Source organism: Paenarthrobacter sp. NPDC089988, from assembly GCF_044748465.1.
Lineage (GTDB): Bacteria > Actinomycetota > Actinomycetes > Actinomycetales > Micrococcaceae > Arthrobacter.
The window spans coordinates 1-24,091 of the sequence record NZ_JBIVGD010000014.1; the positions used below are offsets into that span (position 1 = coordinate 1).

At 63.5% G+C, this 24,091-nt stretch carries 23 protein-coding genes; 12 read left to right on the forward strand and 11 right to left on the reverse strand.

Annotation, left to right across the window (positions count from 1 at the left end):
* The first annotated feature begins 228 nt into the window (after positions 1 to 228).
* Positions 229 to 1,215, forward strand: a complete 987-nt coding sequence (locus tag ACIPV6_RS16185) for a bile acid:sodium symporter family protein (protein ID WP_400271860.1) — start codon at positions 229 to 231, stop codon at positions 1,213 to 1,215.
* 153 nt (positions 1,216 to 1,368) lie between these two features.
* On the opposite strand, the gene ACIPV6_RS16190 is transcribed toward ACIPV6_RS16185, so the two are convergent.
* Positions 1,369 to 2,373, reverse strand: coding sequence for a LacI family DNA-binding transcriptional regulator (locus tag ACIPV6_RS16190; protein ID WP_400271861.1), 1,005 nt, complete (start codon positions 2,371 to 2,373; stop codon positions 1,369 to 1,371).
* Positions 2,374 to 2,501: 128 nt separating this feature from the next.
* Here ACIPV6_RS16190 and ACIPV6_RS16195 point away from each other — a divergent pair, with 128 nt between their 5' ends.
* On the forward strand, positions 2,502 to 3,755 hold the full coding sequence (locus ACIPV6_RS16195; protein WP_400271862.1) for a D-arabinono-1,4-lactone oxidase: 1,254 nt from the start codon (positions 2,502 to 2,504) through the stop codon (positions 3,753 to 3,755).
* Between the two features lie 154 nt (positions 3,756 to 3,909).
* On the opposite strand, the gene ACIPV6_RS16200 is transcribed toward ACIPV6_RS16195, so the two are convergent.
* The 4 genes from ACIPV6_RS16200 to ACIPV6_RS16215 are packed head-to-tail and all read right to left on the reverse strand — an operon-like array spanning position 3,910 to position 9,489.
* Positions 3,910 to 5,673 (reverse strand): acetyl/propionyl/methylcrotonyl-CoA carboxylase subunit alpha, encoded by a 1,764-nt coding sequence (locus ACIPV6_RS16200; protein ID WP_400271989.1) that lies wholly within the window; start codon positions 5,671 to 5,673, stop codon positions 3,910 to 3,912.
* A 7-nt stretch (positions 5,674 to 5,680) separates the two neighbouring features.
* Positions 5,681 to 7,330, reverse strand: a complete 1,650-nt coding sequence (locus ACIPV6_RS16205; RefSeq protein ID WP_400271990.1) for a 5-oxoprolinase/urea amidolyase family protein — start codon at positions 7,328 to 7,330, stop codon at positions 5,681 to 5,683.
* A 19-nt stretch (positions 7,331 to 7,349) separates the two neighbouring features.
* Complete coding sequence (locus ACIPV6_RS16210) at positions 7,350 to 8,687, reverse strand: MFS transporter (protein ID WP_400271863.1); 1,338 nt, start codon at positions 8,685 to 8,687, stop codon at positions 7,350 to 7,352.
* A 43-nt stretch (positions 8,688 to 8,730) separates the two neighbouring features.
* Entirely contained in the window at positions 8,731 to 9,489 is a 759-nt protein-coding gene (locus ACIPV6_RS16215; protein WP_400271864.1) for a LamB/YcsF family protein, read from the reverse strand.
* A gap of 109 nt (positions 9,490 to 9,598) precedes the next feature.
* Here ACIPV6_RS16215 and ACIPV6_RS16220 point away from each other — a divergent pair, with 109 nt between their 5' ends.
* Complete coding sequence (locus ACIPV6_RS16220; RefSeq protein WP_400271865.1) at positions 9,599 to 10,297, forward strand: GntR family transcriptional regulator; 699 nt, start codon at positions 9,599 to 9,601, stop codon at positions 10,295 to 10,297.
* Positions 10,298 to 10,308: 11 nt separating this feature from the next.
* Here the strand turns inward: ACIPV6_RS16220 and ACIPV6_RS16225 are convergent, their stop codons facing one another.
* Positions 10,309 to 11,028 carry a LysR family transcriptional regulator substrate-binding protein gene (locus tag ACIPV6_RS16225; protein WP_400271866.1) on the reverse strand — a complete coding sequence of 240 codons (720 nt, stop codon included), beginning with the start codon at positions 11,026 to 11,028 and terminating at the stop codon, positions 10,309 to 10,311.
* A 34-nt stretch (positions 11,029 to 11,062) separates the two neighbouring features.
* Here ACIPV6_RS16225 and ACIPV6_RS16230 point away from each other — a divergent pair, with 34 nt between their 5' ends.
* Positions 11,063 to 11,509, forward strand: coding sequence for a DUF5997 family protein (locus tag ACIPV6_RS16230; RefSeq protein ID WP_400271867.1), 447 nt, complete (start codon positions 11,063 to 11,065; stop codon positions 11,507 to 11,509).
* A gap of 47 nt (positions 11,510 to 11,556) precedes the next feature.
* Here ACIPV6_RS16230 and ACIPV6_RS16235 read toward each other — a convergent pair whose 3' ends face one another.
* Positions 11,557 to 11,937: a VOC family protein gene (locus ACIPV6_RS16235; RefSeq protein ID WP_400271868.1), complete on the reverse strand. Its 381-nt coding sequence runs from the start codon at positions 11,935 to 11,937 to the stop codon at positions 11,557 to 11,559.
* Positions 11,938 to 12,463: 526 nt separating this feature from the next.
* On the opposite strand from ACIPV6_RS16235, the gene ACIPV6_RS16240 reads away from it, so the two are divergent.
* Positions 12,464 to 13,003, forward strand: coding sequence for a hypothetical protein (locus ACIPV6_RS16240; protein ID WP_400271869.1), 540 nt, complete (start codon positions 12,464 to 12,466; stop codon positions 13,001 to 13,003).
* A gap of 60 nt (positions 13,004 to 13,063) precedes the next feature.
* Here the strand turns inward: ACIPV6_RS16240 and ACIPV6_RS16245 are convergent, their stop codons facing one another.
* From ACIPV6_RS16245 to ACIPV6_RS16255, 3 genes are all read right to left on the reverse strand, one after another.
* Positions 13,064 to 14,584, reverse strand: a complete 1,521-nt coding sequence (locus tag ACIPV6_RS16245; RefSeq protein WP_400271870.1) for an APC family permease — start codon at positions 14,582 to 14,584, stop codon at positions 13,064 to 13,066.
* Positions 14,585 to 14,609: 25 nt separating this feature from the next.
* Positions 14,610 to 15,473 carry a universal stress protein gene (locus ACIPV6_RS16250; protein WP_400271871.1) on the reverse strand — a complete coding sequence of 288 codons (864 nt, stop codon included), beginning with the start codon at positions 15,471 to 15,473 and terminating at the stop codon, positions 14,610 to 14,612.
* Between the two features lie 84 nt (positions 15,474 to 15,557).
* Entirely contained in the window at positions 15,558 to 16,931 is a 1,374-nt protein-coding gene (locus tag ACIPV6_RS16255) for a flavin monoamine oxidase family protein (protein ID WP_400271872.1), read from the reverse strand.
* Positions 16,932 to 17,038: 107 nt separating this feature from the next.
* Here ACIPV6_RS16255 and ACIPV6_RS16260 point away from each other — a divergent pair, with 107 nt between their 5' ends.
* The 3 genes from ACIPV6_RS16260 to ACIPV6_RS16270 are packed head-to-tail and all read left to right on the forward strand — an operon-like array spanning position 17,039 to position 19,045.
* Complete coding sequence (locus ACIPV6_RS16260) at positions 17,039 to 17,743, forward strand: TetR/AcrR family transcriptional regulator (RefSeq protein WP_400271873.1); 705 nt, start codon at positions 17,039 to 17,041, stop codon at positions 17,741 to 17,743.
* A gap of 18 nt (positions 17,744 to 17,761) precedes the next feature.
* Complete coding sequence (gene arr, locus ACIPV6_RS16265; RefSeq protein ID WP_400271874.1) at positions 17,762 to 18,184, forward strand: NAD(+)--rifampin ADP-ribosyltransferase; 423 nt, start codon at positions 17,762 to 17,764, stop codon at positions 18,182 to 18,184.
* Between the two features lie 21 nt (positions 18,185 to 18,205).
* Complete coding sequence (locus ACIPV6_RS16270; RefSeq protein WP_400271875.1) at positions 18,206 to 19,045, forward strand: EamA family transporter; 840 nt, start codon at positions 18,206 to 18,208, stop codon at positions 19,043 to 19,045.
* Positions 19,046 to 19,067: 22 nt separating this feature from the next.
* Here ACIPV6_RS16270 and ACIPV6_RS16275 read toward each other — a convergent pair whose 3' ends face one another.
* The gene (locus tag ACIPV6_RS16275; RefSeq protein ID WP_400271876.1) at positions 19,068 to 19,523 is read right to left on the reverse strand and encodes a hypothetical protein; all 456 of its coding nucleotides are present in this window, start codon (positions 19,521 to 19,523) and stop codon (positions 19,068 to 19,070) included.
* Between the two features lie 135 nt (positions 19,524 to 19,658).
* Between ACIPV6_RS16275 and ACIPV6_RS16280 the strand changes: the two genes are divergently transcribed.
* The 4 genes from ACIPV6_RS16280 to ACIPV6_RS16295 all read left to right on the forward strand — a co-directional run bounded on the left by ACIPV6_RS16280 (position 19,659) and on the right by ACIPV6_RS16295 (position 24,079).
* Entirely contained in the window at positions 19,659 to 20,381 is a 723-nt protein-coding gene (locus ACIPV6_RS16280) for a hypothetical protein (RefSeq protein WP_400271877.1), read from the forward strand.
* Between the two features lie 131 nt (positions 20,382 to 20,512).
* Complete coding sequence (locus ACIPV6_RS16285; protein WP_400271878.1) at positions 20,513 to 21,640, forward strand: mandelate racemase/muconate lactonizing enzyme family protein; 1,128 nt, start codon at positions 20,513 to 20,515, stop codon at positions 21,638 to 21,640.
* A gap of 10 nt (positions 21,641 to 21,650) precedes the next feature.
* Positions 21,651 to 22,349, forward strand: coding sequence for a FadR/GntR family transcriptional regulator (locus ACIPV6_RS16290; protein WP_400271879.1), 699 nt, complete (start codon positions 21,651 to 21,653; stop codon positions 22,347 to 22,349).
* Between the two features lie 332 nt (positions 22,350 to 22,681).
* Positions 22,682 to 24,079: an FAD-binding oxidoreductase gene (locus tag ACIPV6_RS16295; RefSeq protein ID WP_400271880.1), complete on the forward strand. Its 1,398-nt coding sequence runs from the start codon at positions 22,682 to 22,684 to the stop codon at positions 24,077 to 24,079.
* The last annotated feature ends 12 nt before the right edge of the window (positions 24,080 to 24,091 follow it).

Sequence of the window (24,091 nt, forward strand, 5' to 3'; positions counted from 1 at the left end):
GCATCAAGCGCTACCTCGCCCGCCACATCTACCGCACACTCAACGCCTCAACAACAAGCGCGCCTTGACAGACATAGAAGAGTCTAGGGGACAGGTCTTGCTCTATTGACGGCTCAGTGGAGCAGGTGCTGTCCCCTAGTTGGGCTGGGATGACGGATGTCTGACATATACGCCTCGCTGCAAGTAATGAACTCGTGCCGGTTGGGCGGTAAATGTGAGCATGGATGAATGCTTGAGGCAACGAATTCTCCATCCGAAACCACCGCGCCAGCCAACGCAGCCCTCGCCGCCGAGGCCAAGATCGCGCGCATCGCGGTCACTATCTTCCCGATCCTGGTGGTTGTTGCCGGCGTTCTTGGCTTCCTGCTTCCGGATCTGTTCAAGCCACTCGGCGTGACGGTGCCGTACCTGCTGGGCGTCATCATGTTCTGCATGGGCCTCACGCTGACGCCGCCGGACTTCGCCTCCGTGGCTCGCCGGCCGTGGGCTGTGGCGTTGGGAATCGTTGCGCACTACGTGATCATGCCCGGCGCCGGTTGGCTCATCGCCGTCCTGCTTCAGCTTCCACCGGAGCTCGCGGTGGGCCTGATCCTGGTGGGATGCGCTCCGTCCGGAACCGCGTCCAACGTCATGGCGTTCCTGGCCAAGGGTGATGTGGCACTGTCCGTTGCGGTTGCTTCGGTGTCCACCTTGATCGCACCACTGGTTACCCCGGCACTCACCCTGCTCCTGGCCGGATCCTTCCTCCACATCGACGCCGGCGCCATGGTTCTGGACATCGTCAAGACCGTCCTGCTTCCCGTCATCGCCGGCCTCTTGGCCCGTCTGTTCCTGTCCAAGCTGGTGGCGAAGGTTCTTCCCGCACTTCCGTGGGCGTCCGCCGTCGTGATTTCACTGATTGTTGCAATCGTGGTGGCCGGCAGCGCCAGCAAGATCGTCGCGGCAGGCGGCATCGTGTTCCTGGCAGTGGTGCTGCACAACGGTTTCGGACTGGGCCTCGGCTATCTGGCCGGCAAACTTGGCCGCTTGGACGACAAGGCACGCCGCGCCCTGGCGTTCGAGGTTGGCATGCAGAACTCAGGCCTGGCCGCGACCCTCGCCACGGCACACTTCAGTGCTCTCGCGGCGTTGCCTTCCGCGGTGTTCTCCCTGTGGCACAACATTTCCGGGGCGATCGTGGCCGCGTGGCTGGCTCGTCGCCCGCTGAGGGGCTAACTCCGCGTCGACCGGGCGGGCCGCCACGACCCACATTGGCCCAGCTACTCCGGCGACACGCCGCAGTACCCCGCGAAGTGGGAGATAGCGGCCGTCAAAGTGGGTGGTGGCGGTACAGGCCTCCCAACACGGCAGGCGCAGTGCAACCCAGGGTTAGCCAAGCGTGGTTCCACGGCGGTGCAGCTTCCAAGGGCTCGCCACGCGGACACCCTCGGCAGGGGCTTTCCCGGCCAAACGGTCCAGCAGCATGCGCACAACCTGTTCGAAGATCGGATCCGGGCCAACGGTGGTGAGGGGTGGATCGAAGTCTTGGCCCTCAGTTGAATTGCCCACTCCAACAATCTGGACGTCCTCAGGGACCCTCAGCCCCAGGCGGTAGGCCGCGCGAATGGCCTGCAGGGCTTCCATGTCGTCAGTACAGAAAATGGCGGTGGGCCGGTCCGGCAACTGGAGCAACTCGAGCCCGGATTGGTAGGCAATCGGCGGCCGGTGCTGCGATGTCCGCACCAGGGACTCGTCCACCGGAATCCCGGCTTTGGCCAGTCCGGCAGCGTACGCGGCGAAGCGGCTCTTGGGGCGGCCTTCAGGTTCGGCCCGACGGATGCAGGCTATCCGGCGGTGTTCTGCGGTCAGGAACTCCATGCACTCGTGCAGGCCGCTGTCCTGCTCGGGTGCGAGGACATCGAATCCATCCGGCTTCAGGGTTCCAGAGATCACCACCTGCGCCACACCCCGACGGGCAAGCTCGCTGATGGTCGGATCCTCCTGCTTGGATTCCGGGAAGAATCCGACGATGACACCATCCGCGCCACCTGACATGACGAACTTCCGCCAGTCGTCACCGAGCAGAATCACAGGCTGCAAGCCGTGCTCCGGGAGGATCCTCGCAGCAGCGGTGGCAAGAGCCCGGTCCCATGGCCAGTCAAGGTTTCCAATAGCCACAGCCACTACGTCCGTCTTTCCGCGGCGCATTCCGCGGGCAGCTTGGTTGGGCACGTAGCCCAAATCCTTGACGGCTGCGAGGACCCGCTCTTGCGTGGGCTGGCTGATCCGGGTGGTTCCGCCGTGCCGGCCGGAAAGGACATAGGAAACCGTGGTCAAGGAAACGTTCGCGGCAGTGGCCACATCCCGGATGGTGGGCTTGGATGCCTTGCTCACGTGCTGCTCCTGATCAACGGACGAATTTCTTGAACTCTATCCGTCCCAGCGTGGACGGCCCTTGACGCGCGTTGTTGTTAGCGCTAACAATCAAAACAAGCCAAATCCACACATGGGAAGATCAGTCGATGAAGAACTGGGCAGGGAACCTCGAGTACTCCTCCGCGAATGTCTACCACCCCACCGCCGTCCAAGAGGTCCAGCAACTGGTGGCCGACGCGTCCCGGATCAAGGCGCTGGGTTCGCGTCACTCCTTCAACCGCGTTGCCGATACTGACGGCACCCACATCCTGCTGGATGCCCTCCCCCAGGACATCGTCCTTTCGGCGGACAAGACCACAGTGAAAGTGAGCGGCGGCATCAGCTACGGCGCCCTGTGCAGGGCCTTGGAAGAGCACGGCTACGCCATCCATAATCTCGCTTCCCTGCCCCACATCTCCGTCGCGGGTGCCATCCAAACCGGCACCCATGGGAGTGGGGTCAACAATCCCTCCCTGGCTGCCGCCGTCGTAGGTGTGGATTTGGTGCGCCCCTCCGGAGAGTTGGCGACACTCACCCAGGACGACGACGAATTCCTCGCCAGCGTGGTGGGACTTGGTGCCTTCGGCGTAGTGACGGGCCTGGAATTGGCCATCCGCCCGAGCTACGACATGCGGCAGCGGGTCCTCACTGATCTGCCCTGGGACACTGCGCTCTCGAACTTCAAGCAGATTGCATCCAGCGCCTACAGCGTCAGTTTCTTCACGGACTACACGGGTGATGCGATCCCACAGGTCTGGCTGAAAGCCTTGGACTCAGAGCCCGCCCTGCCGGACCTCTTCGGAGGTACGGCGGCCTCAACGGCACTGCACCCGCTTCCGGGGATGTCGGCCGAGAACTGCACCGTCCAACTCGATGAGCCTGGCAAGTGGCTGGACCGGCTCCCCCATTTCCGGCACGAGTTCACCCCGAGCAACGGCGAAGAGTTGCAGAGCGAGTTCATCCTTCCGCTGAGCGACGCCCCCGCTGCGCTCACCGCTGTGAGGGCCCTGGCTGACAAACTGGCACCCCTGCTCTTCATCTCGGAAATCCGCACCATTGCCGCCGACGAGTTCTGGCTCAGCCCCTTCTACCGGCAGCAAAGCGTCGCGCTCCACTTCACCTGGAAGCCGCTCCAGGCCGAGGTGGAGGCCGTGCTGCCCGAACTCGAGTCGGCGTTGGCACCCTTCGGATCGCGGCCGCACTGGGGCAAACTTTTCACGCCGGGCTTGTACAACTTCGCCGCCCTCTACCCGCGTTTCGAGGACTTCCGGGCACTCGTCCACGCCAACGACCCCTCCGGCAAGTTCCGGAACGGGCTGCTGGAAAGCGTCCTCGGCGTTCCTACCCCGGCAGGCAACTAACGCACGACGGCGGTCCCGTCGCCTTGCGCTGCTCGCGGCATCCCGCGGGTTGCCCGCTCTTCCGTTGCCGGGCAACCAGGGAACGCAGACGTCCACCCGTCGCCCTGCGCTGCTCGGCACCCGCGGGTTGCGGCGACTGGATTACGTTGAAGTGCTACTCGATGTGAGCCAAGACCGCACCGGTGGTTACTACTCCCCCGGGTGCTGACAGCACTTCCGTGAGCTTTCCCGCCCGGTGCGCAGGGACCTGGGTTTCCATCTTCATGGCTTCGAGCACCACCAGGGGATCCCCTGCGGCAACCTCGGCTCCAGGTTCGACGAGCCACTTGACCACGGTGCCGGACATAGCCGCAACCAGGGCCGACTCGGCAGGGGATGTCACACCGTCCACAACAGAACCCGGCGTATCGGTCAACCCGGCCACAGGAGGCAGCCCTTGCCCCGACCGTGCCCAACCGTCAAGCAGATCAGCCGGAAGACCCACAGCCAGCCGCTTGCCATCAACGTCCACGGTGATGGTCCGCCGTTCGCCTCCGGCAGCTACGGCACTGTAATCCGGGTCAACAGGGATCTGGTCCGCGAAGTCCGTCTCGATCCAGCGAGTATGAATGCGCAGCCCTTCCAAAGACGTGAAGTCCTCCGATTCCAGGACCGCCCGGTGGAACGGCAGGACCGTGGCCAGCCCGGTAACGTTCATTTCCGCCAGGGCCCGGCGAGCTCGACGCAGGGCCTGCTGGCGGTCCGCCCCAGTCACGACCAATTTGGCGAGCAGGGAGTCGAACTGCGGAGCCACGATAGAGCCTGCCCGGACACCCGAATCCAAGCGGATGCCGGGACCGGTGGGTGCCACAAGCGAAGCAACTGTGCCGGGTGACGGCAGGAAGCCACGGCCAACGTCCTCGGCGTTGATGCGGAACTCGAACGAGTGTCCGCGAGCCACTGGATCCCCAGTGATGCTCAGGGGTAGCCCGGCGGCGATCCGGAACTGCTCCTGCACAAGATCCACGCCAGCCGTTTCCTCGGTGATGGGGTGCTCCACCTGCAGTCGGGTGTTCACCTCAAGGAAGGCCACGGCCCCGTTGGCTGAGACAAGGAATTCCACGGTGCCGGCACCGTAATACCCGGCCTCACGAACGATCGCCTTTGCGCCGTCGTAGATCTGCTGCCGTTGGGATTCGCTGAGGAACGGTGCAGGGGCTTCCTCCACAAGTTTTTGGTGGCGACGCTGCAACGAGCAGTCCCGGGTTCCGACCACAATGACGTTGCCCTGTTTGTCCGCAATGACTTGGGCTTCCACGTGACGGGGACGGTCCAGGTACTGCTCAACAAAGCACTCTCCCCGCCCGAACGCCACCACGGCTTCGCGGACTGCGGAGTCGAAAGCTTCCTCCACCTCGGCCAGTTCACGGACTACCTTGAGACCGCGTCCGCCGCCGCCGAAGGCCGCTTTGATGGCAATGGGCAGCCCGTGCTCCTCAGCGAAGGACCGGGCTTCGGCCGAAGACTCCACGGGTCCGGCACTGCCGGCCACAAGCGGGGCACCGGCCCGCACGGCGATCTCACGAGCCGTGATTTTATTGCCCAACCGGCGGATCGACTCCGGCGACGGACCGATCCACTCAAGTCCGGCGTCGAGCACGGCCTGGGCGAAGTCCGCATTCTCGGAAAGGAATCCGTACCCCGGGTGGACGGCATCCGCGCCGGAACGGGAAGCGACGTCGAGCAGTTTGCCGATGTTCAAGTAGGTGTCAGCCGGGCTGTTTCCACCCAGGCTGAAGGCTTCGTCGGCAACTGCCACGTGCATGGCGTCCGCGTCGATGTCTGCGTAAACGGCTACCGAGGAGATTCCGGCATCATCGCAGGCTCGGGCGACGCGGACGGCGATCTCGCCTCGGTTCGCAATCAGGACCTTGCGCATCAAGTACTCACTTTTCTGGGATCGGGGTGAAGTCTGGGGAACCGGGGACGAACCGGAAGCGGATCCGTCCGCCGATGGGGACCTGCGCGGCGATGTCCAGGTGTTCATCCCGCACAACGCCGATCACGGGGTACCCACCGGTGATGGGGTGGTCTGCCAGGAACAGGACGGGCAGCCCGGCGGGCGGAATCTGAAGGGCACCCGCCATGGTGCCCTCGCTGGGAAGCTCACCTTCGCGGAGGCGTTCGAGTGGTGTGCCGTCAAGCCGCATTCCCACCCGGTTCGACTGTGGCGTGACCAACCATTCCTGGCCGGTCAGGGATTCAAGGGCGGCCTGATCGAACCAATCGGCGCGCGGGCCTGGGACCACATCCAGTACGGTGACGCCGTGGCCGGGAAATTCAGGCTGGAGCTCGGGGCTGCCAACTGCGGTGGAGACCGTCTCTGTTCCCAGGGGCAGTATTTGCTTGGGCGCGAGGGGTGCGGGTCCAATCCCGGACATGGTGTCCGCTGATCGGCTGCCGAGGACCGTGGGCGCATCGATCCCTCCGCGGAGGGCCAAATAGTTTCTGAACCCGGTCGCGGGCGCGCCCAGTGTGAGCACTTCACCGTCGAGCAGCGCGAAAGGCGTGGCCATCGGTATGGTTCGCGTCGCATCCGGCGGCCTGCCGGCGTCGGGCCCGTCTGCATCAGCCCACGACGGCGATTGGACAGTCAGCGTTGCAGGCGCACCGGTCACGGCAATCACCTGGTCTCCTACGGCCTCGACGGTGAGTCCGCCGCCCACGGATTCGATGGCCGCAGCTGAAGAGGCGTTGCCCACAAGCCGGTTGGCGCGGCGGAACGACGCGCGATCCAGTGCACCGGCGGCGGACACACCCAGGGGGCCGTAGCCTCGGCGGCCGAGGTCCTCGATAAGGCTCTGTGCTCCGGGGCTGAGGATCCTCAGACCGGCAGCCGCGTGGTGTTCAGCATCGGACTCGGAGTCATGCGAGGAGGCAGTGACCACTTCACGGACAGCACGGTATTGGACCCTGTCGCCAGGCCGAACCAGCGCCGGTTGGGCGCGGTCCAAATCCCACATCCGGGCACCTGTGCGACCGATCAGCTGCCAGCCTCCAGGGGAACGCCGCGGATAGACGGCCGAGTACTGCCCGCCCAAGGCCACGGAGCCGGCAGGGACGGCGGTACGTGGTGAGGCCCGGCGCGGAACGGTCAACGACTGGTTTTCCCCAACCATGTAGCCAAAGCCGGGTGCGAAGCCGGCAAAGGCGACGGTCCAGATCTGGCCGGTGTGGGCAGCTATCACGCCATCCACGCTCAGGCCGGTGAGTTCCGCGACATCGGCGAGGTCTTCGCCGTCGTAAACGGTATCGATGACCACCAGCCGGGAATCCGTATCCTCCGGCGTGGTGAGTTCCAGCTCCAGCAGCCGCTCCCCAATGGCCCGGGTTGCGGACGCTGACTCGCCCACCACCATGACTGTCTCTGCGGCGGCCAGTACGTCAACCTGCCCCGGGAGGGGGGACGTGTTCAGCATGGCCTGCAGGGCGAGCACATCCGGGAGTCCGTCCAATTCGGCGAGGACTGCTCGCGTGCCCACGGGCCTCACGGATCGGACCTTCTTGGTGGTTACGGTTTCCATCACGGTTTCCATCATTCACTTCGCCGGCCGGTCAGGCGTGCGAACCCTCCAGGAGATGGGCTTCTTCCTCCGGCTTCGGGTCGCGTCCCATGAGCATGCCCACGATGGTGACAACCGCTGCCAGCAGAAGGTAGCCGGCAATGAGGTACCAGCCGTGGTTGGCTGCACCGTAGAGGGCCGTAAAGATAATGGGAGCCACGGCACCGCCGATCACACCGGCCAAGGTGTAGGCCAGGGAGCTACCCGCGTAGCGGAGACGGGCCGGGAACTGCTCAGTGATGAACGCGGCCTGCGGGCCGTACATGAAGGCATGCAGTGCCAGACCGATCACGACGCCGACGGTCAGCATCACCACGGACTTGCCCTGGATCATAAGGAAGAAGATCGGGATGAAGATGGCAGTCGCCGCGGCCGTTACGCCATAGACCAGGCGGCGGTTGATGCGGTCGGTAAGGGCCCCGGCCGCTGGAATGAGGAATAGCTGGAAGGCCGAACCGATGAGGATTGCGGCCAGGACGTTTCCGGTGGTCATGCCCAATTCCTTGGTGGCGTAGACAGCAACGAACACGGTGAAGAGTGCGTAGAGGACGTCCGGGCAAACACGGGACAGGGCGGCTGACACCAGTGCCTTGGGCTGCTGCGTGAAGACTTCCTTGATGGGGGCCTTGGGACGTTCGCCGTGGGCCTGGATGGCTTTGAACACGGGTGTTTCTTCGAGCTTCAGCCGGATCAGCAGGCCGAAGACCACCAGAAGTGCGGAGGCCAGGAACGCTACGCGCCAGCCCCAGGACAGGAAAGCCTCTTCACTGAGGGAAGCAGCCAGGACCGCGAGGACTCCGTTGGCCATGAGGTTGCCGGCGGGTGGGCCGATCTGTGCAGCGGAAGACCAGAAGCCGCGCTTGTTGGGGTCACCGAATTCGCTGGACAGCAGCACGGCGCCACCCCACTCGCCGCCCACTCCAATGCCTTGGGCAAGGCGCAGGAGGACCAGGATGGTGGGTGCGGCGACTCCAATCACGGAATAGTCGGGCAGCGCACCGATGAGAACCGTAGCAACGCCAATCAGGACCAGCGTGAAGACGAGAACGTACTTGCGCCCGATCTTGTCGCCCAGGCGGCCGAAGATCACTCCGCCGATGGGACGGGCCAAGTACCCGACGGCGAACGCCGAGAAGGAAAGCAGGAGGGCAACGAATTCGTCGTTCGAGGGGAAGAAGATCTTCGGGAACACGAGTGCCGACGCGACCGAATAGATCGCGAAGTCGTAGTACTCAAGCGACGTTCCGGTGAGGCTGGCGATATATGCCTTGAGGGCGCCGGCCGGTGGCTTCCTTGTCACGGCCTTGGCTGCCTTGTTGGTGCTGGTCATGGTTTCCTCCGGAGGGGATGAGGGGTACTGCTTGGCCTGTTGGCTAGATGAACGAGCCGATGGTGACACCGGCATCGCTGAGGGCGGACTTCACTGCGGTGGCCATGGCGACGGCACCCGGTGAATCTCCGTGCACGCAGATGCTTTCTGCGCGGATGGTGAGGGTGGAACCGTCAATTGCCTTGACGGTTTGTTCCGTTGCCATGCGCAGGACGTGCTGGGCAACGTCGGCGGGATCGTGAAGGACAGCTCCTGGCTGGGAACGGGAAACCAAGGTGCCGTCGGGGTTGTACGCGCGGTCAGCGAAGGCTTCCGAAACCGCCCGCAGGCCGGCTTCTTCAGCCAAGCGCAGGACCTCCGAGCCGGGGAGTCCGAGGATCGGAAGGTTGGGGTCAACCGACTTCACGGCTTCCACTACGGCGCGAGCTTGGGCCGTGTGCTTCACGATTGCGTTGTAGAGCCCGCCGTGTGGCTTCACGTATTGCACCCGGGCACCCGATACGGCCGCCAGGGCCTGGAGCGCACCAATTTGGTAAACCACATCGTCCGCAAGTTCCTTGGGGTCGATGTCCAGGAAACGGCGCCCAAACCCGGCAAGGTCGCGATACCCGACATGGGCGCCGATTACGACGCCGGCCCTCGCCGCCTTTTCGCTGGTGGCACGGATGACGCTGGGGTCGCCGGCGTGGAATCCGCACGCAACGTTGGCACTGGACACCGATTCGAACATGGCGGCATCGTCGCCCAGGGTCCAGCGGCCGAAAGACTCTCCGACGTCGCTGTTCAGGTCAATGATTGCCATGCTGTGATCCCTGCCTCGTGATGTGCGTTACATCAAGGATGCACCAAGTTGTGGGATTGTTCAACAATCCAGCGATCCCAGTTTTCGGCAATCGTGTAATTTTGGTGTTATGGCCAGTGCAGAGCAGCAAGCAAGCGAACAAGCTGGCTTCGACACTGCCCGCGCACGCGTGCGCATGCGGGTCCCCTCAGTGGCGGAGCGGGTGGCCGAAGAACTCCGCTACCAACTGGCCGAAGGATTCCTTGTTCCCGGGGCCAAACTCACCGAGGCCACCATCGCTGAGGATCTGGGCGTCTCCCGCAACACCGTCCGAGAGGCTTTCGCCGAACTGGCCAGTGAACGCCTCCTGATCCGGCAACCCAATCGCGGCGTTTACGTAGCAACGCTTGAAGCGGGCGACATCCATGATGTGTATACGGTTCGCCGCGCCATTGAAGTCAGCTCGATCCGCGCGGGCGGCTCACCGGAGCGCATTGCCGCCGTCAGGGCCGCCGTCGAGGAGGGAAAGAAGGCCGCTGCCGCCAATGACAACGACGGCCTGGGCAGCGCCAACCAGCACTTCCACGGCTCGATCGTCGCCTTGGCTGAGAGCAGCCGGCTCAACACGATCATGCGGCAGGTCCTCGCCGAGATGCGCCTCTACTTCCATAAGGCCACGGTCAACGCACACTTCTACGTCGACTGGCTCTCGGAAAACGAGCAGATCTGTTCCGCTTTGGAGAATGGCGAGCTGGAAAAGGCCGGCGACCTCTTGCTGGCCTACCTCAACCGCTCAGAGCAACAACAGTCCACGATCCACGGTGAATAACCGAGGGTAGGTCAGCGCTTCCCCTTCTTGCGGGATCCCCGGCCTCGACCCTTGTCTGGATTGGGCGCGTAGCGCTGCGAAACCGCAGGTTTCTTTCCGGCAGACGAAGTCCCTCTGCGGTCCGGCTTCGGAGTCTTCTTAGGTTTCTCTTGCTGCGCCGACGGCTGACGCGAACTCTGCGCGGTACGCCCACGCACAATCCCAATGAACTCCTCGATCACGGGACTGTCATTGCCCGCAAGCCACGCGAGGCCGATCTGCGTACCGGGAACACCTGACAGCCTCCGGCTCACGGTCTGCTTGTTGTTCAGGTGCCTGGCCACAGGCATGGGCATAATGACCAAGCCCGCTCCGGAGGCCACCACCTGCAGTGCCATGTCCGGGCCACCCATCCCGGCTACATCCAGGAAGTTTTCCTCGGACACATCCTCGAAGGCCACCTCTTCGAAGACCGAGATTTCATGCCCTTTCGGCGCCACCACGGCCTGCTGTTCCTCGTACAGCGGGATGACGTGCAAGCCTTCGCGATCCACGGGCAGCCGCACAAAACTGAGGTCCGCGGAGCCGTCACGCAGCACCGAAAGCTGCGATTCGTCGTCGGACATGAAAGCGTGCAACGGAACATCCGGCATCCGCTCTTCCCACCGACGGATCCACTTTCCGGGCGTAACGCCCGCCACGTAGGCGAAGCGGAGCTCGGGTGTTTCGGGGGACTCTTCAGCGTCTGGCACACACTCACAGTACCGGGCCGGATACCCTTGAAGCATGACTCCCAAGAACTCCCAGACCATGAAGCCGGCAACAGCTGCCAAGAAACTCGGTATCTACTTGCCCGCTGCACCGCAGGAGTTCCAGGACTCACCCGTCACGCGCGACGAATACGCCGAACTCCAGGCCAACCCGCCCGAGTGGCTCGCCGAACTGCGCCGCAACGGCCCGCACCCGCGGCCGGTTGTGGCCCAGAAGCTCAACATCTCCATCAGCGGCCTCACCCGCGGGGGCGTCACCGAGCCACTCACGACGGCGGAAATCGCCGAGCTGCTGCAAGCTCCCCCGCAGTGGCTGGTGGTTGAGCGCGCCACCCACGCTGCTGTGCGCGCCGAGACCTTGAGGGTCAAGGAAGAGGCCCGCAAGAAGGCTGCCACCAAGGAAGCCAGGGAGAACGCCGCTGCCAAGCGCGAAGCTCCCAAGGGAACCAAGCGCAACTCCTAAACCAAAGGCTGTGGCCGGGGCCGAAACGTCCCGGCCACAGCTCTTTACTAGTCCTGGTGGAGCATCACAAAGTTGCCACAGCCGTCGTCGAAAACGGCAGTGACACCCGAGGGATCCTCCGTAGGTTCGCCCTTGAAAGTCACGCCGGCGGCCAGAAGCCGCTCATACTCGGCCCGCACGTCAGGCACGCCGAGGACAACGGCCGGCATCCCGGCTTCGTACACTGCATTCATGTAGTTGGCACCGATGGGGTTATCGCTGGGTTCCAGCAACAGGCCTGGAACGCCGTCTCCCGCACCCGGGTCCTTGATGATGAACAGGTTCGCCTCGGGCATGGCCATGAGGGTGTCGAAGCCGAGCGTCTCCGTGTAGAACGTGTGGGCCGTAGCCGGGTCTTTGACGTGGATACTGCACATTTTCAGTCTCATGGCCCTAGGCTACGCCGCAGCACCGACAGCCAAAACGTGCACGCATGCGGCGACGGCCACGGAACAATCCCGCAGCCGTCGCCAACCCGTTAGGGTTCCATGCGCCAGAACGTGCGGACAACGTCCCACGCAAAGCGTGCGATGTTGACCAGCAGGTTCAGGCGGCCCCAAGGCTCGGGACGTTGCTGTCGTCGAGACATGGTGCACCCCCTCCCACAGGACAGGGTGCGACCGCACAGCCTGCTTGCACAGAATGCGCGCAGGGGCATACCCTTGTGGTGTGGTTTGCAAGGATATACCCCTTGTCATCGCACCAAAGAGCGCCTCGCGCTGAACGAAGGACCCGATTGCACTCGGGTCCTTCGTTATTTACTAGGCGGCAGGCTTTTGCCCGCTGACACGAGTGTACCGAGAGTTGGCTACCCGATTTAGAAGCCCAGTCCGGGATGTTGAAATCGCCCTGTACCAAACTCCCCGCCGGAACGCATACTGAAAACACAGCCTTTTGCGTCCGGGAGGTACTCCGATGCTCATGTGGGGTTTGGCCCTGATCCTCGCGACAGCGGCCACGACGTTCGTCCTGCATCGCAAGCTCACGCACGGTCTGGGACCAGAACCGGACACGATCTTTTGGGACCTGTTTGCCGGACTCGCGGTGATCGCGCCGGCCATCGTGGTCCCGTCCGTGCAGTGGGCACCCGCCGGACTGGTGATGGTGGCACTGGCAGGAACGACGGCGGCAGGAACCTTGGCAGCCGCCCGGAAAGTCGAGCGCGTGCACGCCGCCGAGCCGTGGCGCCGTGCAGGTTTTGCCGATGACGCCGCACACCACGAAGTCATTCTGGCTCAATGGCGAAGGTACGAATTGGACCCCGGCCAGACCATCGACTACCCCGCCATGACGGACGTGCGGGTAACAGAAACGGCGACCCTCACCAAAGCCATGCGCGAGGCGGAATATTGCAAGGTGACCGCAGGCACCGACTACCGTGCCGCCGTCGAGCGCCTTGCCCAAGCCCTTACCGAGGCCGAGCGTGCCGCCGGCGTCCCCCATGCCACACTGTGAGGCCCGCCCAGCGCCCCATCGCGTAGTTTTAGGGCGCAGAGCCGGCCCAACAACGCGGGTCTAGCTTCGGGAAGCGCCGGTACGGGAGAAGTTCCTGAAGAACTCAGGACGCACCCGGTACATCACCAGCATGACCACAACACCCAGCAGGATCACGCCCATGCCCAGGATGAACACCAAGCCAATGCCGCCAACAGAGGAGCCCGAGCCGTAGGCCGGATCAAGGGAGTCAATCGCGGTCTTCACGAACATGACCAGCAGGATCACCCCGCCCAGCAGAGGTGCCAGGAACTTGAAGAAGAACGAACGCACACTGCTGAAGGCGGAAGCCCGGAAGTACCAGACACAAGCCAGCGCTGTGATGCCGTAGTAGAAACAGATCATCATGCCCAAAGCAGTGATGGTGTCCCACAGGGCGTTCTCAGAGACGGTCCGGGTGATCACGTAGAAGCCCGCAGCTGCAATGGCCGCGGCGATCGTAGCGGTGCTGGGCGACTTGAAGGTGGGGCTGATACGGCCGAAACGAGGCGATATGGCCTTGTAGTGGCCCATCGCCAACAGCGTCCGGGCGGGAGATACGAACGTCGACTGCAGCGAAGCCGCCGAACTGCTCAGGATCGCCAAAGACATCAAAATGGCGAACGGGCCCATCACCGGACCGGCCAGCACGGCGAAGATGCTCGACTGATTCTCCGGATTTCCTGCACCGAGACCGGTATCGCCAACACCCGCGAAGGAAAGCGTGGCCAGGGCAACGGTCATGTAGATGACCACGATGACCAGCACGGTCACGGTTGCTGCGCGGCCGGGCGTCTTCTCCGGATTCTTCGTTTCCTCATTCATGGTCAGGGTGACGTCCCAGCCCCAGTAGATGAAGATCGAGAGAGAAACTCCGGCCGTGAAAGTGGTGAAGGAGTCCACGGCGAACGGATTGAACCAGTCTGGCGAAATGGCTGTGGCATCGAAGGCCGTTCCGTTGGCCACGTGCGCGAAGGCCGAGATCGCGAACCAGCCGAGAACCAGCAGTTGGAACGCCACCAGCACATACTGCACGCCCTTGGTGGTTTCCATGCCGCGATAGGAAATCCAGCAGGCCGCCGCGATGAACACCAGCGTCGTGGCGATGTTCAAAGGAAGGATCTTGCTCAGCTCAGCCAGTGACGGATTGCTGAACACCTGGCCCAGCATCAGGTAGAAGAAGTCCACAGCAACCGCGGCGAGGTTGGAAAGCACAATGATCGTGGCGGCGATGAGCCCCCAGCCACCCATCCAACCGATCCACGGACCAAAGGCGCGCGTGGCCCACGTAAAGGAGGTACCGGCGTCGGGCATTGCGTTGTTGAGTTCGCGGTAGCCGAGCGCCACAAGCAACATCGGGATGAAGCCCACCAGGAAGATCGCAGGCAGGTGGACGCCCACCTCCGAGACGGTCGGGCCGAGTGCTGCGGTCAGGGTGTACGCGGGTGCAATGCAGGAAACGCCAATCACGACGGCGCCGATGAGGCCCACCGATCCGGCTTTCAGCCCCTTCTCACTCAGGGCCGAATCTTTCGACTGGACCGTCTTTGGTGCAGTTGACATGGAATTGCCTCTCAGGCGACGGATGCTAGGAGCGCTGTCGCGTGTAGTCGCGGGGAACCACGATCATTGGTACTGGCAGGGCACGCAGTATGCGGTTTGCGGTGGTGCCCAGGAAGGTGGCGCGGTGTTGCGCCAGGCGGCTGGAGCCGATGAGAAGGATTTCGCCGTCTTCCCACTCGAGCCGGTCCACCGCTTCTTCGATGGTGCGGCCTTGTGCGACGACGATTTCGGGCTCGGTCCCGGAATCGGACGCAGAACCCCCGACGGCGGCAAGACGGTCGGCGGCATGCACCCAGGCGGCGTCGGCGAGCCCAGGCGAGTTACCGCCGTCGAGCGCCAACAGGGAGACGAGCCGCAGCGGAAGGTGACGGTCCGCCGCAGACTCCACGGCGACGTCGAGCAGTTCGTCGGCGCCCGGCCTGGTACCAAATCCGCAGCTGAGCCGGGTGATGCCGTCCGTGCGGTGATAGCCGTGCGGCGCCAAAGCAACGGGAAGCGGTGCGGAATGCAGGAGCGAACTCGCTACCGAGCCGATGGTGAAGCGCTTGAAAAGCCCATTGTTGGTAGCTCCGATAACCAGGGCGACGGCGTCGAACTCCAAGGCTGCATCGATCAGCGTCTGCGCTTCCGAATCGCCCCGGCGGATGTGCGCCCGGGCAGTGACGTCGTCCGGAACCAAGGCCAGGCCTTCGTCGAGCCACTGCTTTGCCTGCTCGTTGAGGATCGAATCGTACCCGGGCTCCGGTGGGTAGACCGCGTTGAACGGGGAATCCTCCGGAACCACCAGGACCAGATCCAGGCTGGCGTCCTGGCCGCGGGCCAGCGCAATGGCGAGGTGGACGGCGTCACGACCCCTCGCGTTGGCGGTGTAACCGACGACGTAGCGCATGGTTGCCCTTTCGATACTTAAACAGTGCTGCCGGCAGTCCGGGGACGGCACTTCCCCCGGACTGCCGGTTGCTTGATTCTGCGGCTAGACGGCTACCGAAGCCAGCTTGTTGGCCTCGACGATGCGCGCGGCCGTTGCCTGGCCCATGCGGACTGCGCCATCGACGTGCTGGTAACCCTCGGCGGCAAGGTCGGACGAGGACCAGTAGATGGGGCCGACGTTGGCGTGCTGGTCCTTGCCGTAACGGTGCAGGCCGCCAAGGTCGTAGCTGGAGGCGTAGGCGCCGCGGGTCCATTCCTCGGAGCCCCAATCGGACTCGTAGTACACCTCGGGAGTCAGGGCCTTGTCACCCAGGAAACCGGCGATGGATTCCAGGATGGCCTTCTTGCGGTCTTCGGCGCTGAGCTCGAACACGGCGTCGGCCTTTTCGTCGGACACGAAGCCCACCAGCGTGCCGCGGGAGTCGCCGTGGTTGGTGTTGTCGTAGACCTCCTGGACCAGCGCACCGGCGCCGAAGCCCGTGCCGGAGAGTCCATCTTCACGCCAGAACGGTGTCTCGTAGACGGCGTGGACCTTGATCACCAGGCCCAGCGACTGGTGCTGGTGCATCTGGTGCTGGCGGCGCGGCAGCGGCGGGTTGAAGGACACGCGCGAGTACAGGTTCGGCGGAACGGCCATGATCACATAGCGGGCGTTGACGGTTGCGCCGTCGGAAACAACGGTGACGTTGTTGCCTTCCCAGTTGATGGTGCGCACCGGGCTGTTAAGGACGACGTCCGAGCCCAGCTCAGCTGCCTGCAGCAGCGAGACCTGCTGCATGCCGCCGATCACGCGCTTGTCCAGGATGAAGTCCTCGTCCGTGAGGTGCGTGAAGGAGCCGGCAGAGGCCGCCATGAGGATGGCCTGCAGCGCGGAGAATGCGTGGGCGGGTTTGGTGAGCATACCGCCGGCGATGAAGAGGCCAATGTTGTTGCAGGCTTCTTCATTGTTCGAGTTCTGACGGAGCCAGTGATGGAAGGAAATAGTGTCCAGTTCGCGCGCCTTGGGGTGTGCCCAGGGTTCGGTGGGGCCGATTTCCGCAGCGAGCCCGTCAAGGATGGCTACAAGCTTGTCCATTTCGGCTTTGGTGGTTTCGCTGACCGGGAAGGTGTCGCCGGTGTAGCGGGTGGGCTTGCCGTCTGCGCCGATGTAGACGGACTCGCCTTCGCGGTAGCGCGAGTACATTTTCAGGCCGAGCTCGTCCAGCAGGGCCATGAGGGCGGTCTGGTCCGGGGAAACCCACTGGCCGCCGATCTCCAGCATGGCGCCGTCGATGGTGTCGGTCCAGGTCCGGCCGCCCACGCGGTCGCGCGCTTCAAGCACTGCGACGCTGAGTCCGGCCTTCTTCAGTTCGCGTGCCGCCGTCAACCCTGACGGCCCGGCACCGACGATCACAACGTCGCGATCAAGATTCTGCATGATGTCCTCTCCGTGGCCGTCCGTTGGTGGCTGACCAATAAATGAATGTCATTCATTTATATCCAGAGTAGCCCGAAAGTCTGCGGCTGTGAAGACCCGATGGAATAATGCTGGGGACACAGGCAGCAGAAAGGCTTCCGATGCCCGCACCCTCACCAGCCCCCTCCACCACCTCCAGGCGGCGTGCCGGGCGACCAACCGCGGCGGTCCTGGACCAGGGCGGAATCACGACGGCGGCACTCGGGTTGATCAGCACCAAGGGTTACGACGGGCTCACCATGGCGGCGTTGGCCCGATCGCTGGGGGTGGCCCCGTCAGCGCTGTACAACCACGTCTCCTCCAAGGACGACGTGCTGCTCCTGCTAGAGGACCATCTCGCGGCAATGGTGGACGTGTCAGCTTTTGGCGTAGAACCGTGGGACGTCGCGGTCCGGCGCTGGGCATGGTCTTACCGGGACGTATTCTCCGAGCACACTCCCCTGATTCCCGTCATTGCCGTACTTCCCGTTGCCAACGCCCCCAAGACCCTGGCCATGTATGAGGCCGTGACCGCGGGCTTCCGCGATGCCGGCTTCCCCGAGGAACGGATCATCTCCGCAATCGTGGCCCTCGAGGCCTTTGTGTTCGGGGCCGCCTACGACGTCACCGCGCCGGAAGACATTTTCGACGCCGGTAACCTCTCCGACCAGGTCCCGAACTTCACCTCCGCCGTGGACCGACTGGCCTCGGAGGGGCACGAACGGCCCACGGATGTTGCGTTCAGCCTGGGCCTGGAAGCACTGATTGCGGGTTTTGGGGCGCTGCGCGCGTAGTCTGCCTAGGCTGGACCCATGACTGAAACGCTGGACGAGGGTCCGTTCTATCACGGCACGAAAGCCGAGCTTAAGGCGGGCGACATCCTTTCGGCGGGCTACCGGTCCAACTATCGTCCCGACGTCGTGATGAACCACATCTATTTCACCGCCTTGCGTGACGGTGCCGGACTTGCTGCGGAGATCGCCGTCGAACTGGCCTTGGAACCCGGCGAGCCACATGTTTACCTCGTGGAACCGACCGGACCGTTCGAGAATGATCCGAACGTTACGGACAAGAAGTTCCCCGGAAACCCAACCCGTTCCTACCGCAGCAGCTCGCCACTCAAAGTGGTTGCGGAAATCCACGACTGGACACGGTTGACCCCGGAGGCACTGCAGATGTGGCGGGAGCGGCTGGCGGTGCTTTTGGGGGACGAGGCCGGGGAGATCATCAACTAGCTTCCTAGTGCAGTTGCGGCAATGCTGGCCATTCAGTTTTCCAACGCACTCTCTGTTGCCGTAATCGGCCAGGTTGGCCCAGCAGGAACAGCTTGGCTGCGCATGTGCTTCGGGGTGGTGTTCTTATGGATCATCAGCCGTCCGGCAATCCGTTCCCTGCGCCGGCGCGACCTGCCGGCGTTGATCGCACTCGGCGTGGTGACCGGTTTCATGACCACATTCTTCCTCGCCGCCGTCGAACGCATCCCGCTGGGGACCGCCGTCGCCATCGAGTTCCTGGGACCCCTCACAGTGGCCGGGTTGATGAGCAGGAACCGTAGGGCGCTGGTCTGGCCGTTCCTCGCCCTCATCGGCGTAGTGCTGCTCACGGAGCCTTGGGCGGCCTCGATCGACTTCGCCGGCGTCGGCTTCGCCCTGGCCGCCGGTGTCTGCTGGGGTCTGTACAACGTCCTGACACAACACGTTGGCGACCGCTTTTCCGGGATCAGCGGCTTGTCGCTCACCATTCCCGTCGCAGCCCTGGCCACCCTGCCCGTGGGACTGCCGCAAGTCCTTGGGCACCATTTCGAATGGTGGGTCCTCCCCGCGGCGGCCGGCATCGCCCTGGTCACGCCCGTGATTGCCTTCGGTCTGGAGATGCTTGCGCTGCGGCGGATGACCCACACGGCTTTCGGCACGTTGCTTTCCATCGAGCCGGCCTTCGGCGTGCTGATCGGGTTGCTGGTACTGGCTCAAGCACCCACACTCATGCAGTTAGTGGGGATCGCGTTGGTTGTGCTGGCGGGGACCGCGGCCCAGCAGGGTGGTCGCCGCAGCCCGGACGCCGCAGTCACCACCGACGTTCCTGCTACGCCTTCCTAGAACCCGCCTTACGAGAAAAGCATCACGCAGACTTCCGCCGCAGGCCAGGCCTTCGAAAGGTGAGCGTCGCGAGCGAGATCAGGGAAAGAGCGCTCACCCCGTACAGCAATCGGCCCCACGGCGAGTAGTCACCACCCGAGATCGCAAAGGTGTCCGCCAGTCCCATGCCCGCCGGAAAGGACGCCATCAAATGGCTGGGCGCCCCCAGAATTAGAACAAGCAGCACCAGTGCCAGAACGGTTCTCACACCGATCGGCCTCCTCAACGCTGCGACCAGAACCGCGGCACCCAAAGCGATGCCGATAGCGCTCCACACGAGCACCAGTGGAATCGCCAACGACTCTTTGGCCCGATCAACGGTGGAATAAATCTCAGCCAATGACATTCCCGGGACAGCCTCCAAGGGATTCCAGACAAGGATCTGCACGGCACCTATCACCGCGTACGCGACCACCGCTACGAACCCAATTGCTGCCACCCAAAGCGCAGTTCCCTGACTGCCCGCTCCCCCAAACGCCATGGTGGCAAGCCTAACGGCTCAGGGGAACGGATAGTCTTATCTCAGCTGGGAATCGCCTGGCAGTAAGTGCAAGACCCAATGGGGGATTTGGAAATGAAGAAGTTTGCGCTGCACAGCGTCGGAATTTCGGCCTTGGTCATGATGGCCGTGAGCGGTTGCGGTGGCTCAGCGGGGTCCACGGACGCCGCTTCGCCGGAGGCCACGGCGACGCCTACGCCCACAGTTGCCAAGCAGTACACCAACGATGAACTCGTTGGACTGGTCAAGCAGATCAAGCCCAAGTCCGGCAAGGAATTGACGGTAGCGTCCAGCGAGGAACTCGCGCAGGAGAATCCCATCAAGGCCCTCCTGAGCATGTTCACGATCGAACCTGCCGAGTGCAAGGACCTCGCGACGCTGGGCGGCAATACGACACTGGCCGGTTCAACCACCGCTGCCGGGGCAGATCTGGATGCTGAATCGGGGGTCATGACCATGGTGACCCTGACGTCCGGACTCGATAAGCAGAAACTCCAGGACAGCATCGACCAGAGCGGTGCACAGGCCCAAAAGTGCGCGAAAATGACCCTCTCAATGGCCGGTCAATCGATGAATGTCTCCACTGAAAAGTTCGACGGCATCAGCGCGGTTCCCGGAACTGTGGCTTACAGGACCGAAATGTCTTCAGCCAGCGGATCGACGCAGACCACGTACATGGCCTACGCCATAAAGGACGGGGTACTGATCTCGGCTACGGCTTCCGGCAAGGGCGCCGAAGCGAGCGGTGTTGCCACGGCCAGCGACCTCATGGAACAGGCCGCAGCGCTGATCAAGTAGCAGTCCTCTATTTACAGGGGCCGCGACCCTCGCCGGGTCGCGGCCTCTTGTTTGTTCCGGAGACAGCCCCACATCCTCTTGTAGCCTAAGTAACTAACTTGTATCCTAAGTGAAACAACTTAGGAGACCCATTGAGCACCGTAGACCTCATCCGGCACGTCAAACTGTCCACAGCCCGACTGCCCCTCACCGTGCCCATCAGCGACGCCAAAGTCTTCACCGGCCGCCAGAAGCCGATGACCGAAGTGGTGTTCCTGTTCGCCGAGATCACCACGGAACAGGGCCACAGCGGCATCGGATTCAGCTACTCCAAGCGAGCCGGCGGCCCCGCACAATACGCGCACGCCAAGGAAGTCGCAGAGGGCGTCATCGGCGAGGACCCCAACGACATCGGCAAGATCTACACCAAGCTCCTCTGGGCCGGAGCCTCGGTTGGGCGGTCCGGCGTGGCAACGCAGGCACTGGCCGCCATCGACATCGCGCTCTACGACCTCAAGGCCAAGCGCGCCGGACTCCCCCTCGCCAAACTCCTGGGCTCCTACCGCGACTCCGTGCAGACCTACAACACCTCCGGCGGCTTCCTCAACGCCACCCTGGACGAAGTCAAAGCCCGGGCCACGCAATCCATCGAAGAAGGCATCGGCGGCATCAAGATCAAGGTGGGCCTGCCCGATTCCAAGGAGGACCTCCGCCGCGTTGCCGGGATCCGCGAGCACATCGGCTGGGACGTTCCCCTCATGGTGGACGCCAACCAGCAGTGGGACCGTGCCACCGCACTGCGCATGGGCCGCCAGTTGGAGGAGTTCAACCTCATATGGATCGAAGAACCGCTGGATGCCTACGACTTCGAAGGCCACGCACACCTCGCACAGGTCCTGGACACCCCCATCGCCACCGGCGAAATGCTCGCTTCCGTCGCCGAGCACAAGGGCCTTATCAGCGCCAACAGCTGCGACATCATCCAGCCGGACGCCCCTCGCGTCGGCGGCATCACCCAGTTCCTGCGCCTCGCCGCCCTCGCTGATGAGCGCGGTCTGGGCCTGGCCCCGCACTTCGCCATGGAAATCCACCTTCACCTCGCCGCCGCCTACCCGCGCGAACCATGGGTTGAACACTTCGACTGGCTCGATCCCCTCTTCGAGGAACGGCTGGAAACCAAGGACGGCCGCATGATCGTCCCGGACCGCCCCGGACTCGGCGTCACCCTGAGCGAGCAGGCACGCGCCTGGACCACCGAATCCGTGGAATTCGGCGCGTAATCTTGAACCCATGAGCCGCAACCTGACCACGGACCTCGCCGCCGATCTCCGCAACCGCATTGTGGACGGCGCCATCCAGCCAGGTGAAAAGCTCCCCAGCGAAAACACCCTCATCAGCGAATACGGGGTGAGCCGGACAGTGGTCCGCTCCGCCCTGACGCGCTTGCAGGCCGAGGGACTCGTCGAGACCGAACGCGGGCGGGGCAGCTTTGCGCTGACCCCGCCCGACGACGGGCCTGTCCATGCGCCCGGCACACGCCAGGTGGCCAGCATGGAAGACCGACTGCAGATGCTTGATTTCCGCATCGGCGTGGAAACGGAAGCCGCAGCACTGGCCGCGCAAAATCACTCGGAACGCCAACTGAAGGCGGTCCAGGGAGCTTTGGAACAGTTCACTGCGAGCTCCGGGCACCCCGCCCACGCCATGAAGGCCGATTTCGAATTCCATCGGGCAATCGCTGCCGCTTCCGGCAATCCCTTTTATATGGACTGCATCTCCGCGCTCGGCCAGACCATGATCACCATGCCCCGCCCGCGCCTGGTCTCCAGCGACGAGCCCGATTCCCCGGAGCGCTTCGCCCAGGTGGTACACGAGCACTCCTCCATCTACCAGGCCATCGCCGAGTCAGATCCCGCCGCTGCCGCCGCAGCGATGCGCCTGCACTTGAGCAACTCACGACGCCGGTTCAAGACTTCCGCGCGCGGCTGACCTCCCGGCCCCTCCCACAACTGAGTCGCAATAGTGCGCGTTTTCGGCGTTCAAAACGCGTGTTCACAGCGCGCACAAATGCGACCCAGTAGGGTACGCCGTAATGTGACGCATTACTCCGTCCAACCAAGACATATTTAGTCGCATAGAGACCTCAGATAAAGAAATGGGAATCCCCACGTCGTCCCGTTGAGAACTATTGATTGACGTTTCACGAAACTGGCATCCAAATTCCGAGTGCCGCTAACTTTTGATGACTAGTCAAAAGCCTTTGGGTGCTTCGTTGCAGGGATTCCTGTCTTGTCATGCACCCGGACAGAAAGCGCACCGGCATGACAACACAGCAAACAGAAACCTCATCCATCCAGGCGTACCTTGGGCAACTCCCGAAAAACATCGAGGTCCTCGAACCAGGCCTGGAAACCACCCGCTACAGCTACGACGCCGCCACCGCCAAAACCGCCGCGGGAACACAAGCCCCAGGCCCCGCCGTCGTATTTCCCGCAACTGCAGCCGACGTCCAGGTCGCCGTGACGCTGGCGGCAGAACTCGGCATCACAGTGGTTCCCAGGGGCGCCGGCAGCGGCCTCTCCGGCGGGGCCACCGCAAGCGAAAACCAAGTTGTCATTTCCACTGAAAAGCTCAACAGGATCATCGAAGTTTCACCGCTGGATGAGGTTGCCGTAGTGGAACCGGGCGTTATAAATGCCGAACTGAACAAGCACCTGGAATCCCACGGACTTTTCTACGCACCCGATCCTGCAAGCTTTGATATTTCCTCCATCGGCGGCAATATCGCCACCAATGCCGGCGGGCTCCGCTGCGCGAAGTACGGGGTGACCCGGGAATCGATCCTGTCGCTCGACGTCGTCCTCGCCGACGGCAGCCTCATCACAGTTGGCCACCGCTCCATCAAGGGCGTCACCGGGCTGGACCTGACGTCCCTGTTCGTCGGTTCGGAGGGGATCCTTGGGATCGTCACAAAAGCCACCGTGAGGCTCCGTCCCGTGCCTGTGGCCCGGAAGACCGTGAGTGCCTTCTTCGACAGCACGGCGGAGGGCACGGACGGCCTTGCCGCAATCACCCTTTCGCCGGTGCGCCCGGCCGCGATCGAATTCTTCGACACCCCGAGCCTGGCGAATATCGACGCCTACTCCGGAACGGCGCTGCGCGAGCGAGGCGCCGCACTGATCCTGATCGAGCTGGACGGGTACGGCATCGGCGACCAGGCCGCCGACCTCGCTACTGCACTCAGTGCCGTCGGCGGCCGGGTGACCGTTGAAGCGGACGACGACGGCGTGCGGCTTTGGGAGTTGCGGCGCAGCGGACGCGGCCTCCCGCACAACAAGTGGTACATCGGCGAGGACATCGCGGTGCCCAAGTCGCAGCTTGCCAAGGTCTACGCAGCCTTTCCGGCGCTGGAAGCCCGCTTCGGCGTCGACATTTCAGCGGTGTCGCACGCCGGCGACGGAAATCTGCACCCACTCATCACCCTGGACAAAACGCCCGACGACGGCCCTAACCCGCCTGCCGCGCTGTTGGAAGCAGCCACTGAACTCGTGAAGGTGGCGCTCTCCCTCGGCGGCACAGTCACCGGCGAACACGGCGTAGGCACCGTCAAGAAGGAATGGGCCGCACTGGAGCTGTCCCAGCGCAGCCGCGAACTGCAGCACGCCATCAAGGCAGCGATTGACCCACTACACCTTCTCAACCCCGGCAAGGCCATTTAGCCAAACAGCACC

Coding starts and splice junctions, on each gene's coding strand:
- ACIPV6_RS16185 (WP_400271860.1), top strand. CDS start 229: ATGCTTGAGGCAACGAATTCTCCATCCGAAACCACCGCGCCAGCCAAC.
- ACIPV6_RS16195 (WP_400271862.1), top strand. CDS start 2,502: ATGAAGAACTGGGCAGGGAACCTCGAGTACTCCTCCGCGAATGTCTAC.
- ACIPV6_RS16200 (WP_400271989.1), bottom strand. CDS start 5,673: ATGCGCAAGGTCCTGATTGCGAACCGAGGCGAGATCGCCGTCCGCGTC.
- ACIPV6_RS16205 (WP_400271990.1), bottom strand. CDS start 7,330: ATGGAAACCGTGATGGAAACCGTAACCACCAAGAAGGTCCGATCCGTG.
- ACIPV6_RS16210 (WP_400271863.1), bottom strand. CDS start 8,687: ATGACCAGCACCAACAAGGCAGCCAAGGCCGTGACAAGGAAGCCACCG.
- ACIPV6_RS16215 (WP_400271864.1), bottom strand. CDS start 9,489: ATGGCAATCATTGACCTGAACAGCGACGTCGGAGAGTCTTTCGGCCGC.
- ACIPV6_RS16220 (WP_400271865.1), top strand. CDS start 9,599: ATGGCCAGTGCAGAGCAGCAAGCAAGCGAACAAGCTGGCTTCGACACT.
- ACIPV6_RS16230 (WP_400271867.1), top strand. CDS start 11,063: ATGACTCCCAAGAACTCCCAGACCATGAAGCCGGCAACAGCTGCCAAG.
- ACIPV6_RS16235 (WP_400271868.1), bottom strand. CDS start 11,937: ATGAGACTGAAAATGTGCAGTATCCACGTCAAAGACCCGGCTACGGCC.
- ACIPV6_RS16240 (WP_400271869.1), top strand. CDS start 12,464: ATGCTCATGTGGGGTTTGGCCCTGATCCTCGCGACAGCGGCCACGACG.
- ACIPV6_RS16245 (WP_400271870.1), bottom strand. CDS start 14,584: ATGTCAACTGCACCAAAGACGGTCCAGTCGAAAGATTCGGCCCTGAGT.
- ACIPV6_RS16250 (WP_400271871.1), bottom strand. CDS start 15,473: ATGCGCTACGTCGTCGGTTACACCGCCAACGCGAGGGGTCGTGACGCC.
- ACIPV6_RS16255 (WP_400271872.1), bottom strand. CDS start 16,931: ATGCAGAATCTTGATCGCGACGTTGTGATCGTCGGTGCCGGGCCGTCA.
- ACIPV6_RS16260 (WP_400271873.1), top strand. CDS start 17,039: ATGCTGGGGACACAGGCAGCAGAAAGGCTTCCGATGCCCGCACCCTCA.
- arr (WP_400271874.1), top strand. CDS start 17,762: ATGACTGAAACGCTGGACGAGGGTCCGTTCTATCACGGCACGAAAGCC.
- ACIPV6_RS16270 (WP_400271875.1), top strand. CDS start 18,206: ATGCTGGCCATTCAGTTTTCCAACGCACTCTCTGTTGCCGTAATCGGC.
- ACIPV6_RS16280 (WP_400271877.1), top strand. CDS start 19,659: ATGAAGAAGTTTGCGCTGCACAGCGTCGGAATTTCGGCCTTGGTCATG.
- ACIPV6_RS16290 (WP_400271879.1), top strand. CDS start 21,651: ATGAGCCGCAACCTGACCACGGACCTCGCCGCCGATCTCCGCAACCGC.
- ACIPV6_RS16295 (WP_400271880.1), top strand. CDS start 22,682: ATGACAACACAGCAAACAGAAACCTCATCCATCCAGGCGTACCTTGGG.